We start from the raw sequence: 16,974 nt of genomic DNA, 5'->3' as shown, positions 1-16,974 counted from the left end.
GCCCGGACGCGCTCGGTGGCTGCCGGCACGGTCAGCCGGCGATCTGCAGGACGTCGTCGATCATGATCTTGGTGGTGTCGATGCCGCCGAAGACGACGTACCAGGCGACCGGGTCGAGGTAGACGATGTGGTCCTCCTGGGCGGCCTTCGTCTGGCGGACGATCTCGTTGTCGAGGACCGCCTCCGCGGCCTGGGCCCCCGCCTCCCCGGTGGCGGCGTCGCGGTCGACGACCCACAGGTAGTCGGGGTTCGTCTCGAGCAGGAACTCGAAGGAGACCGGCTCGCCGTGGGTGGCGGCCTTGATGTCCTCGACGACCGGCTCCACGCCGAAGGCGTCGTAGATGAGCCCGCCCCGCGCACCGCGCGCGTCGCTGTCCTCGCCCGCCGGGGCCATCGCGCTGAGCTCCCCGCCGGAGACCATGAGGCCCAGGCCGGTGCCGGCGTCGGCGGTGGCGGCCTTCGCCTCCTCGATGCCGTCGGTGACCTCGGCGATCGCCGCCTCGGCCTCCTCCTCGGCACCGAGCACCTCACCGAGGAAGGTGGCGTTGCGCTCGAGCGTCTCGATGTAGGTGCCGCGCAGGCTCAGGTCCACGGTCGGCGCGATCTCGCTGAGGTCGTCGTAGAGCGCCGCCGAGCGGCCGCCGATGATGATCAGGTCGGGCTGCTGCGACTCGACCTCGATGATGTCGGCCTCGAACAGGGTGCCGACGTTGAAGGCGTCGTCGGCCAGGTACTTCTCGAGGTAGCCCGGCACCGAGTCCAGCGGGGCGCCCGCGACCTCGCCGCCCAGCGCCCCGATGGTGTCCAGGGACGCCATGTCGAAGACGACGATGGTCTCCGGGTCCTTGGGGACCTCGACCGTGGTCTCCTCGAGCTCCGGGTCGGCCGCCTCGTCGGCGGCGTTCACGTTCCGGTCCCAGGTGAAGGACACGGTCTCGGCGGCACCCCCGCCGGCCTGCTCGTCGGCGTCGGCGTCCCCGCCGCAGGCGGAGAGCGCCAGGACGGCGGCCAGCGGGAGGGCGAGGGCGGGGAGCGGCCGGGATGCGCGCATGGGGATCCTGTTCGGACGAAGGGAAGGTATGCCTAACTAAGCCGACCCTAAACTGCCACACGCGTTCCGTAACCCGGCCACCGGGGGTCCCGGTTGGGATCGGCGCCGTACGGGCAGGTGCGGGGCATGCAGACACGCACCCTCGGTTCCCTCCCCGTCCCGGCCCAGGGCCTGGGCTGCATGGGGATGAGCGAGTTCTACGGCACGGCCGACCAGGCGGAGGCGGAGCGGACCATCGCCCGCGCGCTGGACCTGGGCGTCACCTTCCTCGACACCGCCGACATGTACGGGCCGTTCACGAACGAGCGGCTGGTCGGGCAGGCCATCGCCGGCCGGCGGGACGAGGTGGTGCTCGCGACCAAGTTCGGCAACGAACGCGGGGAGGACGGCGGCTTCCTGGGCATCAACGGCAGGCCCGAGTACGTCCACCGGGCCTGCGACGCCTCCCTGCAGCGGCTCGGCGTCGACGTCATCGACCTCTACTACCAGCACCGCGTGGACACCACGGTGCCCGTCGAGGACACCTGGGGAGCCCTCCGCGAGCTCGTCGAGGCCGGCAAGATCCGGTACGCGGGGATCTCCGAGGCGGCGCCCGACACCATCCGGCGGGCGCACGCCGTGCAGCCGGTGACGGCGGTGCAGACGGAGTACTCGCTGTGGACCCGTGATCCCGAGGACGACGGCGTGCTGGCCACCTGCGCCGAACTCGGGATCGGCTTCGTCGCCTACTCGCCCATCGGCCGCGGCTTCCTGTCCGGCCAGATCCGCAGCATCGACGACCTCGACCGGCGCGACTTCCGGCGGCACAACCCGCGATTCCAGGGCGAGGCGTTCGCGCAGAACCTGGCCCTCGTCGACCGGGCGCGCGAGATCGCCGACGAGAAGGGCGTGACGGCCTCCCAGCTCGCGCTGGCATGGGTCATGGCGCAGAGCGACCGCGGGGGAAACCCGGCCGTCGTGCCCATCCCGGGGACCAAGCGGGTCTCGTACCTGGAGGAGAACGCCGCCGCCACGGAGATCGCGCTGAGCGACGAGGACCTGGCCCGCATCGACGCGGCGGCCCCCGCGGGAGCCGCCGTGGGAAACCGCTACCCGGACATGTCCTCCGTGCACCGCTGAGGAGGGGGCACGGGAAGATGACGGGGTGACCCTGCCGCTCGTCGTCGCGTCGACCGTCGTCGCCGCGTTGCTCGTGGTGGCGGGGCTGGCCTCGACGCTGGCACGGCGGCGGGTCGGCCTGGTCCACCTGGTGCTCGCCGGCGTCCTCGAGGTGCTGCTGCTGGTGCAGGCGGCCGTCGCGCTGGCGGGGCTGGACGCGGACACCCCGGCGGACACCCCGACGTTCCTCGGCTACCTGTCGGGCGCGGTGCTGATCCCCGTCGCGGGGGTGCTCTGGGCGCGGACCGAGGTGACCCGCTGGGCCGGCAGCGTGCTCGCGGTGGCGGGGGCGTCCGTCGGCGTCATGGTCTGGCGCCTGCTCGAGCTCTGGGAGGCGACGGGTGCCTGACGACCGCACGCTGGGGGCGCCGGCCGAGCCGGGATCGGGCACATCGGGTGCCGCCCGGGTGCTGGTGGCGCTCTACGCCGTCTTCGCGCTGGCGGCGGGATCGCGGGCCGGCGTGCAGTTGGCCACCCGCTTCGACGAGGCTCCGCTGGCGTACCTGCTCTCGGCGCTGGCCGCGGCCGTCTACCTCGTGGCCACGGTCGCGCTGGCCCGGGGCCCGGCCGGACGTCGGGTCGCCCTGACCGCGATCACCGTCGAGCTGGTCGGCGTCCTCGTCGTCGGCACGCTGTCCCTCGTCGATGCGGCGGCCTTCCCCGACGAGACCGTGTGGTCGGGCTACGGCCGCGGCTACCTCTACGTCCCGCTGGTGCTGCCGGTGCTGGGGCTGGCGCTGCTGCTGCGCAGGCGGAGCGGTCGGCCGGCGGAGCGCTGAGCTCAGAAGTCCCCGCCGCCGAAGTCCCCACCCCCGAAGTCCCCGCCGCCGCCGAAGTCCCCGCCGCCGTCCCCGGTGTCGGCGCCGGTGTCGGCGCCGTCCTGGTAGCCCTCGGCGTAGGCCTCCTCGTCCCCGCCGCCGAACAGCCCGCCGTCGCCCAGGCCGGTGTCGAAGAGCGCGTCGGCGACGGCGGTGCCGATGACCAGGCCGCCGATGGTGCCCAGCAGGCTGCCGCCGATCATGCCGCCCATCCCCATGCCGCCGCCGTACCCGCCGCCGTAGCCCGGCCCGTAGCCGCCGCCGTAGCCGCCGCACCCGTACCCGCTGCCGTAGCCGGGTCCGTAGCCGCCGAGGGCGCGCTCCAGCGTCCCCGGCTGGCGCATCTCCGCCCGGGTGGCCACCCGGGCGAGGGTTCCGGCGTCGTCGGTGCGCGGTCGTTCGGCGGCCGGCACGACCGCGGCCAGCTGGGCGAGCACCTGCTGGCGCTGGTCGGTGGTGAGCTGCGCGAACGCCTCGGCGTGCGCCTGCTCGATCTGCTCGGGCGGGGCGGTGCGCAGCAGGTAGCGGTAGCGGGCGACGGCCTGCTCGTCCGGCAGCGGCTGGCCGTCGGGCTGGCGGGCGTAGCGGCCGGGGGCCCCGCCGGCATACCCCTGACCCGGGTACGGCGCTGCGTGCTGCTGGCGGGATCGGCCGAAGAGCCGGTCGAGCAGTCCCATGGCGTTCCTCCTCGGAGATTGCTCGGGTCCGGTGCCCGCAGGAGCGGATCCCCACACCACGGCCCCGTCCAGAGGCTCGCGCCGAGCGGAGCGAGGGGTGAGGAGGACGGGGTCCTTACTCAGCCCTCGGCGCGGTGCAGCAGCCCGTAGGAGCCCCGGTGGAACAGCAGCGGCCGGCGGTCGGCCGACGCGCCGAGGTCCAGCACGCGGGCCACCACGATGGTGTGGTCGCCGCCGTCGTACTCGGCCCACAACTCCCCGTCGATCCAGGCGACGACGTCGTCGAGGACGGGGGAGCCGTGCGGGCTCGGCGTCCACGGCACCCCGGCGAACTTGTCGGTGCCCGAGCGGGCGAAGTTCTGCGACACGGCGTCCTGGCCCTCGGCCAGCACGTTGATGCAGAAGCGGCCCAGGGCCCGCAGCTGCGCCCAGGTGCGGGACGTGCGCGCGGGCGCGAAGGCGACCAGCGGCGGGTCGAGCGACAGCGAGCTGAACGACTGGCAGGTGAAGCCGATCGGGCCCTCGGCGGTGTCCGCCGTCAGCACGGTGACGCCGGACGCGAAGTGCCCGAGCACGTCGCGCATCACCAGCGGGTCGACGATCCGCTGCGGCTCCTCGGCACCGGGCGCGCTCACCGGGCGTCCAGGGCACGCGGCACCGACCGGCCACCGGCGCGGTACAGCGAGCTGGGGAGCTCGTGCCCGACGGCCCGCTCCGTGGCGCGGGCCGCGACGAGCAGGGCGTCGAGGTCCAGCCCCGTGCGCACGCCCGACTCCTCGAGCATGTAGACCAGCTCCTCGGTGGCGATGTTGCCGCTGGCCCCGGGAGCGAAGGGGCAGCCCCCGAGGCCGCCGATGGAGGCGTCGAGCTGGGTCACCCCCGCCTGGACCGCGGCCAGCGCGTTGGCCTGACCGGTGCCGCGGGTGTCGTGGAAGTGCACCCCCAGCGGGATGCCCGGGCATGCGCGGCGGACGGCGTCGAGCATCTGCACGACGCGCAGCGGCGTCGTCGTCCCGATGGTGTCGCCCAGGCACAACTGGTCGGCCCCGGCGGTGACGGCGGCGCGGGCGACGTCGACCGTGCGGGCGATGGGCGTGCGGCCGTCGAAGGGGCAGTCCCAGGCGGTGGCGATGATGACCTCCAGCGACCCGCCCGCGGCGTGGGCCAGGCGGGCGATCTCCCCGACGGCGGCGACGGCCTCGGCGGTCGAGCGGCCGGCGTTGGCGCGGCTGTGCCCGTCGGCGGCCGAGACGACGTACTCGAGATCGGCCACCCCGGCGTCGACGGCCCGGACGGCGCCGCGCTCGTTCGCCACCAGCGCGGACCAGTGCACGCCGGGCCAGCGCGCGAGCTCCGCGGCCACCTGGTCGGCGTCGGCGAGCGCCGGCACCGCCTTCGGCGAGACGAAGGACGTCGCCTCGATCCGGCGGACGCCGGTGGCGACGAGCGCCTCCAGCATCTCCAGCTTGGCCGCCAACGGCACCGGCGCCTCGAGCTGGAGGCCGTCGCGCATGCCCACCTCGCGGACGTCGACCTCCGAGGGCAGCACCAGGTCGAACTCGTTCACGGTGGCCTCCTGTCGTCACTCACCGTGCATCCTGCACCCGTCCGGGGTCCCCCGATGAGGCGACCCGGAACGGTTCCGTGACGCCTGCCGCGCCGTTCGTCGGTGCCGTCGCGCAAGATGAGTGCAGGCGACGGAGGTGGGATGTGATCGAGGTGGTGGGCGAGCACCCCTCTGCTGACCGCGCCTCCGTGTTCCTGCACGCGCCCACGGGCGTCGCGCTGACCACGACCGACGGCGTCCTGCTCGACGTGAACGCAGCCCTGTCGGAGCTGCTCGGCGCTCCCGAGGCGGACCTCCGGGGCCGCTCGCTGTTCGACCTCACCCACCCCGGCGACCTGACCGCGGCCCGCGCGGCCTGCGCCGGGCTGCAGGTCCACCCGGAGACGCCGGTGCGGCAGGAGTGCCGGCTGGTCCGCCCGGACGGCACGCCGGTCCCCGTCCAGATCGCCACCTCGTGGGTCGCCCCGCAGGCGGCCGGGCAGGAACCGCACCTGGTCATGATCATCGAGGACATCACCGAGCGGAAGGCGCTCGAGGAGCAGCTGGTCCACCGCTCGCTGCACGACCCGCTGACCGGGCTCCCCAACCGCTCGCTGTTCCAGGACCGGCTGTGGCACGCCCTCGAGCGAGGTCAGCGCGACGGCACGCCGACCTGCGTGCTGATCATGGACCTCGACGGGTTCAAAGCGATCAACGACGAGCTCGGCCACCCCATGGGCGACCAGGTCCTGATCGCCTTCGCCGACCGGCTCCGCTCGGTCCTCCGGGCCAGCGACACCGCCGCCCGGCTGGGCGGTGACGAGTTCAGCATCGTGTGCGAGAACACCGACCGGCCCGACGCCGAGGTGCTGGCCGGACGGCTCCGCACGGCGGTGACCGCCCCGCTGGAGCTCGACGGTCAGGCGGTCTCGATCGGCATCAGCATCGGGATCGGCTCGGCACCCGGGGGCGAGGAGCCCGCGGACGTGCACGAGCGGGTCATCCGGTCCGCCGACGACGCCATGTACGCCGACAAGGTTCGGCGCCGGCGGGCGCGCTCCCGGTCCCGCTGAACCGGCCGGCCCGGGTCAGGGGCCGGACGAGGCCCAGCCGACCGTCGCGCGGGACCGCGCGAGGACGGCGGTGACGGCCGGCAGCGGTGCGCCCAGGAAGGCGAGGCCGAGCAGGAAGCCGGCGTCGTCCCCGTAGAGGGTGGTCTCGGCCACCACGGCGATCAGCGCCAGGGAGGCGAGCGCGGCCAGGGACGTGGCGAAGAGCAGGTCGGCCGACGTCCGGCTCAGCAGCCGGATGCCGCCGGCGAGGAAGCCCGCGGCGCAGAGCACGCCGGTGACGATGGTCAGCAGGAACGCGGCCTCGTCGTCGCCGTCGGCCAGACCGAAGAGGAGGCCCGCGGTCATCAGCGCGGTCAGGCCTGCGGTGACCAACCCCAGGACGGCCGCGGCGGTGGCGACACCCGGTCGTCCCGGCCCGGCCGGCCAGGTGGGCACCAACCCGGGGTAGCCCGGCGCGTACCCGTAGGGCTGTCCGTACCCGGAGGGAGGGCCGTACCCGGGCGGGGGGCCGTAACCGGGCGGGGGGCCGTAACCGGGGGGAGGGCCGTACCCGGGCGGGGGGCCGTAACCCGGGGGTGGCCCGTAGCCGGGAGGAGGGCCGTAGCCGGGAGGAGGGCCGTAGCCGGGAGGAGGGCCGTAGCCGGGAGGAGGGCCGTAGCCGGGCGGCGGGGTCTCGTAGGACGGTGGCCCCGCGTAGGGCTCCGGGGACCCGTGGTGCTCCGACCCGTCTCCGCTCACGCAGCCAGTCTGCCCGGGTTCCGGTCGTCCGCTCCGCAGGGCGGTCAGGCGGCGCGCGGGGCGTACATGATCACCGCGACCCCGACCAGGCACAGCAGCGCACCCGCGACGTCGTACCGGTCGGGCCGGAACCCGTCGACGGCCATGCCCCACAGCAGGGATCCCGCGACGAAGACGCCGCCGTAGGCGGCCAGGATCCGGCCGAAGTTCGCATCGGGCTGCAGCGTGGCGACGAAGCCGTACGCACCGAGCGCGATCACCCCCGCGCCGATCCACAGCCACCCGCGCGCCTCGCGGACGCCCTGCCACACCAGCCAGGCGCCACCGATCTCGGCCACCGCCGCCAGCAGGAACAACGCTACGGACCGGGCGACGCTCACCGCGCGACGGTAGCGGCCCCCAGCCCCTGGCCACCGCCCGGCCGTGCGTCCGCGCTGCGCGAAAACCACTGCGGAAATGTCGGTGGGGCGGATCACACTGTGGCCCATGAGCACCACCGCTGCCGTCGAGGCCATCGACCTGGTCAAGCACTTCGGGGACACGCACGCCGTCGACGGCGTGAGCTTCGTCGTCCCGGAGGGCACGGTCCTGGGCCTCCTGGGCCCGAACGGGGCCGGCAAGACCACGCTCGTGCGGATGCTGACCACGCTCAGCGTGCCGACGAGCGGCACCGGCCGCGTGGCCGGTCACGACATCGTCCGCGAGCCCATCCAGGTGCGCCGCAGCATGGGGCTGACCGGCCAGGCCGCGACGGTCGACGAGCTCCTGACCGGCCGCGAGAACCTCAAGCTGATCGGCGCGCTCTACGGCCTGCCGCGGGCCTACGTCCGGGAGGCCACCGAGCGGCTGTTCGACCGGTTCGACCTGACCTACGCCGCCGACCGGCAGGCGAAGACCTATTCGGGGGGCATGCGCCGCCGGCTCGACCTGGCCGTGAGCCTCCTGGCCGCGCCGCCGATCCTCTTCCTCGACGAGCCGACGACCGGGCTCGACCCGCACAGCCGGTCCGGGCTGTGGGCGGTCCTGCGCGAGCTCGTCGACGAGGGCACCACCCTGGTGCTGACGACGCAGTACCTCGAGGAGGCCGACCACCTGGCCGACGAGATCGTCGTCGTCGACAAGGGCACGGTCATCGCCGCCGGCACCCCGACCCAGCTCAAGGACCAGGCCGGCCGCGCCAGCGTGGTGGTCACGCTGACGCACGCCGCCGACGTGGACGCGGCCGCGGACCTGATGCGTGCCCACTCACCGGAGGTGCACGTCGAGCGCAGCAGCCGCCGGCTCACCGCGCAGGCCGGTGGGCTGAGCGACATGACCCGGATCGCCGCCGTCTTCGAGGCCAGCGGCATCGAGCTCGACGACCTCGGGCTCGCCCGTCCCAGCCTGGACGACGTCTTCCTGCACCTCACCGGGCGCCGCGCCGAGGCCCAGCCCGGCGCGGAGACCGCCACCGACGCCTCGACCGACGCGACCCCCGAGGGAGCCACCCCGTGACCGCCGTCCGGAGCCAACCCACCACCCTGTCCCCGACAGAGCGACCGCCGATCTCGCCGCCGTCCCTCCTGCGGGCGGCGTCGACGATCGTCTGGCGCAACCTGATCCACATCCGCCGAATGCCGGAGATGCTGCTCGACGTCACCGTGCAGTCGGTGATGTTCGTGCTGCTGTTCGCCTACGTCTTCGGCGGGGCGATCGCGGTGGACGGGTCGAACTACCGGGAGTTCCTCCTGCCCGGGATCATGGTCCAGACGATGGTGTTCTCCTCAGCCGTCGTCGCGATGGGGCTCACCAGCGATCTGCAGAAGGGCTTCGTCGACCGCTTCAAGTCGCTGCCGGTCCCCCGGCCCGCCGTGCTCGTCGGGCGGAGCATCTCCAGCCTCATCCACTCGAGCATCGGCATCGCGGTGATGGCGGTGACCGGCCTGCTCATCGGCTGGCGGATCCGCAACGGTGTCGTGGACGGCGTGCTCGCCTTTCTCCTGCTGCTGCTCTTCGGCTTCGCCATGATCTGGCTCGGCATCTGGGTCGGCTCGCTGATGCGCACCGTCGAGGCCGTGCAGGGCTTCATGTTCACGATCATGTTCCCGCTGACGTTCGTGGCCAACACGTTCGTCCCGACGGAGAGCATGCCGGCGTGGCTGCGCGCGATCTCCGAGTGGAACCCGGTGTCCGCGCTGACCCAGGCGTGCCGGGAGCTGTGGGGCAACGGCCTGCCGGCGCCCGCGGACGCCGCCTGGCCGCTGCAGCACGCCGTCACGGTGTCGATCGGCTGGTCGTTCCTCCTGACCGCGATCTTCGCGCCCCTGGCCGTGGCGGCCTTCCGGCGCCGGTCGCGCGACTGAGCGCGCGACCGGCCGGCCGGAGCAGCCGGGGGGCGGGTCAGCCCGCCCGCCGCGGCTCCCCGGCGTAGGTCCCGAACGACCAGAGGTTGCCCTCGGGGTCGCGGGCGGCGAACTCCTTCGATCCGTAATCGGTGGTGCTCAGTTCCCTGACGATCGTCGCCCCGGCGCCGACGGCGCTGGCGTGGACGGCGGCCGGGTCGGCCGTCACCACGTAGCAGGCGGCGGTGCCGGGCACGGCGGGCCAGGCGTCGTCGGCCTCCTCGCGGACGGACCCGAGCATCACGCCCCCGCCCTCGGGCCAGGAGAGCTGGGCGTGCGAGACGTGGTCCCCCTCGCCGTGCACGGCGGTCTCCTCGAAGCCGAAGGCGTCGACGAGGAAGCGGATGAGGGACCGGGCGTCCCGGGCGCGGAAGGCGGGCCAGACGGTGGGCTGCGGCGTGGTGAGGTGCGGCGTGGTCATGCCTCGGAGAGTGCCGCCGTCAGGGCCCGGGTGTCTTGCACGAATCCGAACTCGGCGGCCAGCCAGCGGGTCGGCGGCAGCCCCGAGAGGGCTCGCCACTCGCGGGTGAGGTGGGCCTGGTCGGCGAAGCCGGTGGCGCCGGCCAGGCCGGCCAGGTCGAGCGGCCGGCCTTCCGCCGCCCGGACGGCCAGCTCCCGGCGGGCCCGGTCGAAGCGCACCACCCGGGCCGCCTCCTTGGGGGCCAGACCGGTCTCGGCGCGGAACCGCTGCTCCAGGTACCGGGTCGACCAGCCGATCCGCGCCGCGACGGCGGAGACGGGCAGCCGCCCCCCGGACGCCGTCGTCAGCCGCCAGGCCTCGGCGACCTCCGGGCGGGCCACGTCGTCCCGCAGCTGGCGGAGCAGCACCTCCTGCAGGACGGCGAAGCGCGCCGCCCAGCCCGCCGCCGACCGCACCCGCTCCACCAGCTCGCTGCCCACCGGCCCGAGGACGTCGTCCACGGGGGCGTCCAGCGAGGCCAGTACGCCGGCCGGGCAGCCCAGGAGCGCGCGGGCCCCGGCGGGGGTCAGCGACAGCTGGATCCCCGCCTGACGACCCCGGTGGGCGATGCGTGCCGGCCGCGTGTGCAGTCCGCCGATCAGCCCCTCGTACCGGCCCGGGGCCTGGGCGGGGTCGGGGTGCGCGGCCATCTCCAGCGGCTCGTCGAACGGGAGGACGACGGTGAGGAACGGCGAGGGCAGGCCCAGGTGCTCGCCGGGCGGCATGCCTTCGTGCCGGTAGCCGACCGCCGCGGCCACGAACGGGCGCAGGCGCGGGTGCACGCGGTGCACCACGGACTCCTGCTCCACCCGGCCAGCATGGCGGGGGCCGGCGGGCGGCGACAGGGGGTTCACCCGCCGGCGGCGTCCACGGAGTCGAGGAAGACCCGCAGCGTCTGCAGGAAGACGTCGGGCTGCTCGGAGTGCACCCAGTGGCCGGCGTGCTTGATCCGCACGAGGCGCGTGGAGGGGAACAGCGCGTCCATGCGCTCCCGGTCCTGCGGCAGGACGTAGTGCGAGGTCGCCCCCGCGATCCAGAGCACCGGCCCGTCGAAGGTCGCCCCGGCGGGCGGCTCGGGGAAGCCACGCAGCTCGCCCAGGTCGCGCTCGAGGAGGTCGAGGTTGAGCCGCCAGCGCCAGCCCCCACCCGCCCCCGCCCCCTCGCGGACGAGGCTCTGCAGCAGGAAGCTGCGCACCATCCGGCTGGGCACGGCGGTGTGCAGCGCGGCGTCGGCGTCCTCGCGGGTCTCCAGGGAACCGAGGTCCATCGCCTTCATTGCGGCGATGAAGGCGCCGAAGGGGGATGCCTCCTCGTCCTCGTCGTCGGTCCGGCCGCCCTGCAGCGGGTACTCGACGGGCGCGATGTCGACGACGACCAGGGCCCGCAGCAGCTCGGGGCGGCGCAGCGCGAGCGTCATCGCCACCTTGCCGCCCATGGAGTGCCCGACCAGCGTCACCGGCTCGCCGTGGCCGGCCAGCTCCGCGGCGACGAGTTCCGCCATGTCGAGGTAGTCGACGCGGTCGGTCCAGGGGGAGTGCCCGTGGTTGGGCAGGTCCAGCAGCGTGACCCGGTGCCGGTCGCTGAGCCCCTTCGCGACCGTCGTCCAGTTCTTGCCCTGCCCGAACAGCCCGTGCAGGAAGACCACGCGCGGGCCGGCCTCGCCCAGGGTGCGGCCGTGCAGCCGCAGGTCGTCGTCCACCCGCCCATCCCACCAGCCCGGCGTCGCGCCGTCCGCCCGGGCGCGCCGTCAGCGCGGGAGGACCTCCGCGACCCGGCGCGCCGAGTCCCAGCGGATGGAGCCGCCCTCGAAGTCGCTCCTCCGCCCGCCCGGCACCGCGTACTCGCCGCTGACCGGGTAGCCCAGCGGCCCGCGCTCCCAGCCCTGCTGTGCCCAGCTCGCGCGGATCCGGCCGTAGACCTCGTGCGCGCCGGTCGACGGCGTCCAGTAGATCGAGGCCCCGTCGCCCCGGGCGAAGTGGTTGAACCGGCCCCGTCGGTCCGGCGTCGGCAGCTCGCCCGTGACGGGGTAGCTCAGCGGTCCGAGCTCCCAGCCCAGCTGACCCCAGCGCGCCCGGATGTCGCCGTAGATCTCGTGCGCCCCGGTCCAGGGATGCCAGTAGATCGACGCGCCGCCCGGCCGGGCGTAGTGCGTCATCCGCCCCCAGGTGTCCGGAGTCGGCAGCTCCCACGTGACGGGCGCACCGAGAGGGCCCCGCTCCTGACCGAGCGCCAGGTAGCGGCCCTCGACCCCCGACCAGCGGACGCCGACGCCGAAGTTCCGCGCCACCCGGTCCCGTTCGGCGATGAGCGGCCACATGTTCGACAGGCAGCCCTGCAGGCCGATCGACTGCTGCTGCATGGTCGCGGCGGTGCGGCCGGGCGCCGGGCAGTTCGAGTGCCCGAGGCCCAGCCAGTGGCCGACCTCGTGGGTGATCACGTACTGCTGGTAGTACGGCACCCCGTGCGGCCAGGTGCGGGTCGCCGTCCGCCACCGGTCGTCGTTGATGTAGACGTTCCGGCCCACGCGGCAGCTGTAGTAGGCGTCGCAGCCGGCCAACCGGCCGATCACCGACGGCGCCGCGAGGACCAGCGTGAAGTCCCCGCCGGAGGCGACGCGGGAGAAGGCGAGCGCACCCCCGAGGCTCCAGCCCCGGGGATCGGCCAGGGTGCCGGCCGCCACCGCCGCGAACTGGCCCAGGTCGCCACGCACCGCGCCCTGCGAGGTCACCGAGTAGGTGATGACCCGGTCCGCGGCCTGGGCCTGCGGCGCGGGCGGGACGAGCAGCGCCGCGATCGCGGCCAGGGCCACCAGCACTGCGCGCCAGGTGCCGGGCATGGGCCGCTCCTCGCCGTCGGGCGTGACGCGGTGGACCGTAGCGGCGCGCCGGCCCGCGCGGAACCACATGGGCCACGGTCGTCCGCTCGCTCCGCGACATGCCCGCGAGCGACCTCGATCCGTCGGAGGCGGCGCCTACCGTGCCTCGGGACGAGGGAGGTACCGGCATGCCGGGACGACGCCGGCGCAGCAGCCGGAACACCACCAGCACGACGACCCGCACGACGACCCGCACGACGACCCGCACCCGGGCGGCGGCACCGCGGAAGCGGGCGCCCGCGAAGCCCAGCAAGCCGGCCGCCGAACTGCCGATCGCCGGGCCCGGCGAGCGCGTCTGGGTGCTGGCCGTGCCGTTCCGGGCGCCGGCGCCGGGCGCGGTCTGGAACGCGGGGCTGCAGGCGCACGTGTGGGTGGGCGGCGAGCTACCGGCGGCGCTGGTGCCCTACGACCCACCGCCCCACAGTTTCGAGCGCTTCGTCGAGGACGAGCTCAACGCCTCGCCGCGCCCCCTTCCGGAGGCGCGTCCCCTGACTCCGCGCGACCAGCAGTGCGACGGCGCCGACGTCGTCGCCGCCCATGCCGCGGCCGGTGGCCGGGTGTTCCTGCTCGGCGACGACCCGGGCGTCGGCAAGACGGGAACCGCGATCCTGGCCGTGAAGGCGATCGCCGAGCAGCGCGACGTCACCCGGGTGCTGGTGGTCGCCGACCGGCCCGCCGCGATCACGATCCCGCACTGGTCGCGCTCGATCGCCGGCTTCGGCGACGGCGGGCTGCGCTGGTGCGTCACCACCTGGGACCGGCTGGGCAAGGTGGCCGCGGTCCAGCGGGCGACCGGTGCGCGCTTCGACGTCGTCGTCGCCGACGAGGCGCACATGGTGCGGCACACGACCACCCAGCGCTGGAAGCACTGGAAGGCCGTCTCCGGCGCCGGCCGGGTCAAGGACGCACCGTACGTGCTGGCCTGCACCGCGACGCCGGCGCACACGCCCCTCGAGCTTCCCTACCTGGCGCCGCAGTTCGCCGTCCAGCACGGCGAGCCGCTCAAGGACTGGGCGGACCTGCCCGCGCGGCTGGCCGCGCGAGGGTTCCACGTGGAACGTGGCCGCTACGGCTGGCAGTGGACCGAGGACGCCGACGAGCGCCGCGCCGACCTCGCCGCGCTGCAGGGCTGGCTGGCCGAGGCGGACCCGCCCGCGACGCTGCACCGGCCCGCGCCCTGGGGCCCGGTGTCGGTGAGCGGAGCGCCCGTTGCGCTGACGCCGGCCGAGCGGGCGTCCTACGAGGCGGAGTGGTCGGAGTTCCGGGCCGAGATGCAGCTGGCCCGGCGCGGCCGGCAGACCGCCCGGGGCCGCGCCGCACTGCTGCGGTTCCGGCAGAAGGCGGGGCTGATCCGCGTCCAGGCCACCGTCGACTGGGTGAAGGCCCAGGTGGAGGCGGAGCGGCAGGTCGCGGTGTCGGTGGAGTTCGTGGAGACCGCGGCCGACCCGATCCGCGAGGCGCTGATCGCGGCGGGGATCGAGGTGGCCGGCATCTACGGCCGTGATCGCTTCGACGTCGAGGCCGAGCGGCTGCGCTTCCAGCGCGGTGAGGCGCAGGTGTGCGTGTTCACCGTGACCGCCTCGATCAGCCTGCACGCCGGGGAGCTGCTCCCCGACGGGGCGCACGCCTCGGAGCTCCCGCGCGTGGGGCTGTTCCACCAGCCGAGGTTCTCCGGCATCCAGGCGCGCCAGGTCACCGGCCGCACCCACCGTGACGGCCGGACCTCGCCGTGGCTGGTCGCGTTCGCCGAGGACACGGTCGAGGAGCAGGTTGCGCGCGTGATGGTGGAGCGGCTGGCGGTCACCGGTTCGACCGCCGGCGCGGACACCTCCGCCCTGCAGGAGATCGCCGAGCTGCTCGACGCCGACTGGCTGCCCGGGACGGCGTTCACCGAAGGCTGACCGGATCCTCTTGTGGCCGGGTCGGCCGGGGGCGTCTGATCGACGCCTCCGTCCGAGCCCGGGAGCCCACGTGATCGTCGAGTACATCCGCAACCGCATCCCGGACGACCGCCGCGAGGCCTTCCTCGCCGACTACGGGCGGGCCGCGCTGGTGCTCGGCCGGGCGCCGCAGTGCGTGGACTACGAGCTCAGCCGCAGCGTCGACGAGCCGGCCTGCCACGTCCTGCGCATCACCTGGACCTCGGCGGAGGACCACCTGCAGGGCTTCAGGGGCGGTGACCTCGTCCCGGGCTTCCTGGCTTCGATCCGCCCCTACGTGGGCGACATCGAGGAGATGCGGCACTACGACCGGACCACCGTCACCGGCACCGGGGCCGCGGTGCCCACGCTGCACGACTGGGCCGGTGGCACGCCGGCGCTGGAGCGGCTGACGACGGTGCTCTACGAGCGGGTGCTCGCCGACGACCTGATCGGCCCGCTGTTCGCGCACATGGACGACGACCACCCGCGGCACGTGGCGATGTGGCGGGCCGAGGTGCTCGGCGGCCCGGACCGGTACACGCGCGAGCGCGGCGGCTACCCGGCGATGCTCGGCCACCACCTGGGCAAGGGCATCACCGAGCCGCAGCGCCGTCGATGGGTCGCGCTGCTGCTCGACAGCCTGGACGACGCCGGGCTCCCCGCCGATCCCGAGTTCCGCGCCGCCTTCGTGGGCTACGTCGAGTGGGGCACGCGGCTGGCGCTGCTCAACTCCCGGCCGGGCGCCGAGGTGGTCCGATCCGCGCCGGTGCCCCGGTGGGGCTGGGGAGTCGCACCGCCCTGGACGGGGTGAACACGGCTCCCGCACGGCAGCATGCAGGCGTGGACAGCAGGACGACGCCGTGGGCGCGACGGGCCGTCGGGCACGTGGCGCGATCCTCTGCCGGGAACGTCCTCGACCGCTCGCTGCGCGTGACGCTCAACTTCCACCCGGACCGGCTGATGGCCGGGGCCACCGTGCTGGAACGGCTGGCCCGCGACGGCCGCTACCGGTCGCAGTTCGAGACCGGCACCAGCAACGGCGGGCTCACCGCCCACCCCGGAGGCGATCGGTGGCGCTGGGAGCAGCGCATGTTCGGCCACGCCTACGACGACGCACCGGCCGCCGAGCGCCCGAAGTACGGGGCCTTGGACCACCGCCGCCGCCCGGTGGGCGGTGCACCGCGGTTCGGGTCCGCCCACCTGCGCCTGACCGGAGCCGTCCTGGACCGGACCACCTTCTGCTTCCCGGACTCCGTGTTCGAGCCGACCGCGCTGGCGACGGCCGACCGCTTCGGGCTGTTCCCGCTGGTGGAGCGCTTCGACGCCCGGCCGCTCACCGACGAGCTCGAGGCCGCGGAGGGCGGGCTGCTCGACGACTACGTCGAGGCGCACGTGCACGGCCCGGTCGAGCTGGCAGCGGACGTGGAGGCCCTGGTGCTCGACCCCTGCTTCCGCGGCTCGCCCGTCGAGGAGCAGGCCCTGGCGCTGGGCGTTCCGGTCGAGTGGCACGAGGGACGGCGGCTGACCGTGGATGCCCTCGCCGCGCATCCGACGTTCCGGGGGCCCCGCACGGTGGAGGTCGGCCGCCGGATCGCGGTGGACGGCTTCCTGGACGCCTTCGTCAATCGGCCGCGCAGCCCGCGCCGGCCGGGAGGACCCGCAGGACCTCAAGCGCGTCTGGCACTGCGTGGCCAGGTTCGGGACACCGGCCGACGACGGAGCCGCCGGAACCGGTCGCGCGCCGACGCGCTAGCGCCGGCGTCCGAGAGCCCGGTCGAGGGCGCTCAGGAGCGCGTCGGCGTCGGAGACGAAGTCCCGTCGCACCCGCTGCAGTCCCCACACCACGACGACGAAGAGCAGCGCGAGGCCGCCCGTGACGAGGCCACCGCTCACCGATCCGGCGGACACGGAGAGCGCGAGCAGCACCACGCTCACCAGGAGCCCGAACACCTGCCCGGCCAGCACGAGAAGGGTCGCCTCGTTCTCCGTGACCGTCCCGGTGAGCTGCACCCCGCCTCCGGGCGGGGCCTCCAGGCGGCCCCGGAGGACCGGGAACACCGTGTTCGTGCCGGACAACCGGCCGACCCGGACGCGGCCACCACCGCGCAACCGGATGCGCAGGTCGCCCGGGTTGCGCGGCCGGCGGACCCGCTGACGGGCCGCGAGCGCCGCCAGCCGCTGCACGGCGTCGTCGACGTCCCGCCCGGGGACGGGCACGGTCACCGACCGGCGACGCCGGCGCACCGCTGCTCCTCCGCGCCCGGGGACACCCCGT

Annotated in this window: 19 protein-coding genes and 1 pseudogene; 9 read left to right on the top strand and 11 right to left on the bottom strand. The window is 74.7% G+C overall.

Annotated features, from left to right (window positions below):
• Positions 1-31: 31 nt before the first annotated feature.
• Entirely contained in the window at positions 32-1,051 is a 1,020-nt protein-coding gene (locus BLS70_RS18085; RefSeq protein ID WP_218122479.1) for a siderophore ABC transporter substrate-binding protein, read from the bottom strand.
• A 126-nt stretch (positions 1,052-1,177) separates the two neighbouring features.
• On the opposite strand from BLS70_RS18085, the gene BLS70_RS18080 reads away from it, so the two are divergent.
• Genes BLS70_RS18080 through BLS70_RS18070 form a run of 3 tightly spaced genes read left to right on the top strand, consistent with a single transcriptional unit; the run spans position 1,178 to position 2,988 of the window.
• Complete coding sequence (locus BLS70_RS18080; RefSeq protein WP_091770761.1) at positions 1,178-2,170, top strand: aldo/keto reductase; 993 nt, start codon at positions 1,178-1,180, stop codon at positions 2,168-2,170.
• Positions 2,171-2,195: 25 nt separating this feature from the next.
• Complete coding sequence (locus BLS70_RS18075) at positions 2,196-2,558, top strand: hypothetical protein (RefSeq protein WP_091770759.1); 363 nt, start codon at positions 2,196-2,198, stop codon at positions 2,556-2,558.
• Positions 2,551-2,988: a hypothetical protein gene (locus BLS70_RS18070; protein ID WP_218122478.1), complete on the top strand. Its 438-nt coding sequence runs from the start codon at positions 2,551-2,553 to the stop codon at positions 2,986-2,988. The genes BLS70_RS18075 and BLS70_RS18070 overlap by 8 nt, the downstream gene beginning before the upstream one ends.
• Before the next feature lie 2 nt (positions 2,989-2,990).
• Here the strand turns inward: BLS70_RS18070 and BLS70_RS18065 are convergent, their stop codons facing one another.
• The 3 genes from BLS70_RS18065 to BLS70_RS18055 form a co-directional block, all read right to left on the bottom strand.
• Positions 2,991-3,704: a hypothetical protein gene (locus BLS70_RS18065; RefSeq protein ID WP_091770757.1), complete on the bottom strand. Its 714-nt coding sequence runs from the start codon at positions 3,702-3,704 to the stop codon at positions 2,991-2,993.
• A 119-nt stretch (positions 3,705-3,823) separates the two neighbouring features.
• On the bottom strand, positions 3,824-4,339 hold the full coding sequence (locus tag BLS70_RS18060; RefSeq protein ID WP_255362562.1) for a flavin reductase family protein: 516 nt from the start codon (positions 4,337-4,339) through the stop codon (positions 3,824-3,826).
• A complete protein-coding gene (locus tag BLS70_RS18055) occupies positions 4,336-5,271 on the bottom strand; it encodes a hydroxymethylglutaryl-CoA lyase (protein ID WP_091770755.1) in 936 nt (311 codons plus the stop codon). Before BLS70_RS18055 ends, BLS70_RS18060 begins: the two co-directional genes overlap by 4 nt.
• A gap of 143 nt (positions 5,272-5,414) precedes the next feature.
• Here BLS70_RS18055 and BLS70_RS18050 point away from each other — a divergent pair, with 143 nt between their 5' ends.
• Complete coding sequence (locus BLS70_RS18050; protein ID WP_091770753.1) at positions 5,415-6,323, top strand: GGDEF domain-containing protein; 909 nt, start codon at positions 5,415-5,417, stop codon at positions 6,321-6,323.
• Positions 6,324-6,338: 15 nt separating this feature from the next.
• On the opposite strand, the gene BLS70_RS20910 is transcribed toward BLS70_RS18050, so the two are convergent.
• Together BLS70_RS20910 and BLS70_RS18040 are read right to left on the bottom strand one after the other, a co-directional pair.
• A complete protein-coding gene (locus BLS70_RS20910) occupies positions 6,339-6,758 on the bottom strand; it encodes a hypothetical protein (RefSeq protein ID WP_176946478.1) in 420 nt (139 codons plus the stop codon).
• Positions 6,759-7,105: 347 nt separating this feature from the next.
• Positions 7,106-7,441, bottom strand: a complete 336-nt coding sequence (locus BLS70_RS18040; protein WP_091770750.1) for a YnfA family protein — start codon at positions 7,439-7,441, stop codon at positions 7,106-7,108.
• A 106-nt stretch (positions 7,442-7,547) separates the two neighbouring features.
• On the opposite strand from BLS70_RS18040, the gene BLS70_RS18035 reads away from it, so the two are divergent.
• Both BLS70_RS18035 and BLS70_RS18030 read left to right on the top strand, forming a co-directional pair.
• Positions 7,548-8,555, top strand: a complete 1,008-nt coding sequence (locus BLS70_RS18035) for an ATP-binding cassette domain-containing protein (protein ID WP_091770748.1) — start codon at positions 7,548-7,550, stop codon at positions 8,553-8,555.
• The gene (locus BLS70_RS18030) at positions 8,552-9,403 is read left to right on the top strand and encodes an ABC transporter permease (protein ID WP_091770746.1); all 852 of its coding nucleotides are present in this window, start codon (positions 8,552-8,554) and stop codon (positions 9,401-9,403) included. Before BLS70_RS18035 ends, BLS70_RS18030 begins: the two co-directional genes overlap by 4 nt.
• 37 nt (positions 9,404-9,440) lie before the next feature.
• Here BLS70_RS18030 and BLS70_RS18025 read toward each other — a convergent pair whose 3' ends face one another.
• From BLS70_RS18025 to BLS70_RS18010, 4 genes are read right to left on the bottom strand one after another with little or no spacing between them, the layout of a single operon-like run.
• Entirely contained in the window at positions 9,441-9,863 is a 423-nt protein-coding gene (locus BLS70_RS18025; protein WP_091770744.1) for a VOC family protein, read from the bottom strand.
• The gene (locus BLS70_RS18020) at positions 9,860-10,711 is read right to left on the bottom strand and encodes an AraC family transcriptional regulator (protein WP_091770742.1); all 852 of its coding nucleotides are present in this window, start codon (positions 10,709-10,711) and stop codon (positions 9,860-9,862) included. The genes BLS70_RS18025 and BLS70_RS18020 overlap by 4 nt, the downstream gene beginning before the upstream one ends.
• Before the next feature lie 41 nt (positions 10,712-10,752).
• Entirely contained in the window at positions 10,753-11,601 is an 849-nt protein-coding gene (locus BLS70_RS18015; RefSeq protein ID WP_091770740.1) for an alpha/beta fold hydrolase, read from the bottom strand.
• A gap of 48 nt (positions 11,602-11,649) precedes the next feature.
• The gene (locus tag BLS70_RS18010; RefSeq protein WP_176946477.1) at positions 11,650-12,738 is read right to left on the bottom strand and encodes a DUF3152 domain-containing protein; all 1,089 of its coding nucleotides are present in this window, start codon (positions 12,736-12,738) and stop codon (positions 11,650-11,652) included.
• 167 nt (positions 12,739-12,905) lie between these two features.
• Between BLS70_RS18010 and BLS70_RS18005 the strand changes: the two genes are divergently transcribed.
• The 3 genes and pseudogenes from BLS70_RS18005 to BLS70_RS21670 all read left to right on the top strand — a co-directional run.
• Positions 12,906-14,678 (top strand): DEAD/DEAH box helicase, encoded by a 1,773-nt coding sequence (locus BLS70_RS18005; RefSeq protein WP_091770736.1) that lies wholly within the window; start codon positions 12,906-12,908, stop codon positions 14,676-14,678.
• 70 nt (positions 14,679-14,748) lie between these two features.
• Positions 14,749-15,510 (top strand): group II truncated hemoglobin, encoded by a 762-nt coding sequence (locus BLS70_RS18000; protein ID WP_091770734.1) that lies wholly within the window; start codon positions 14,749-14,751, stop codon positions 15,508-15,510.
• Positions 15,402-16,304 (top strand): annotated as a pseudogene (locus tag BLS70_RS21670) (DUF3626 domain-containing protein); the annotation flags it as partial. The gene BLS70_RS18000 and the pseudogene BLS70_RS21670, both read left to right, overlap by 109 nt.
• A gap of 144 nt (positions 16,305-16,448) precedes the next feature.
• Here the strand turns inward: BLS70_RS21670 and BLS70_RS21425 are convergent.
• Positions 16,449-16,943 (bottom strand): hypothetical protein, encoded by a 495-nt coding sequence (locus tag BLS70_RS21425; protein ID WP_091770732.1) that lies wholly within the window; start codon positions 16,941-16,943, stop codon positions 16,449-16,451.
• Positions 16,944-16,974: the final 31 nt, after the last annotated feature.

Source organism: Blastococcus aurantiacus (assembly GCF_900102425.1).
Lineage (GTDB): Bacteria > Actinomycetota > Actinomycetes > Mycobacteriales > Geodermatophilaceae > Blastococcus > Blastococcus aurantiacus.
This window is presented reverse-complemented; position numbering and strand designations above follow the sequence as displayed.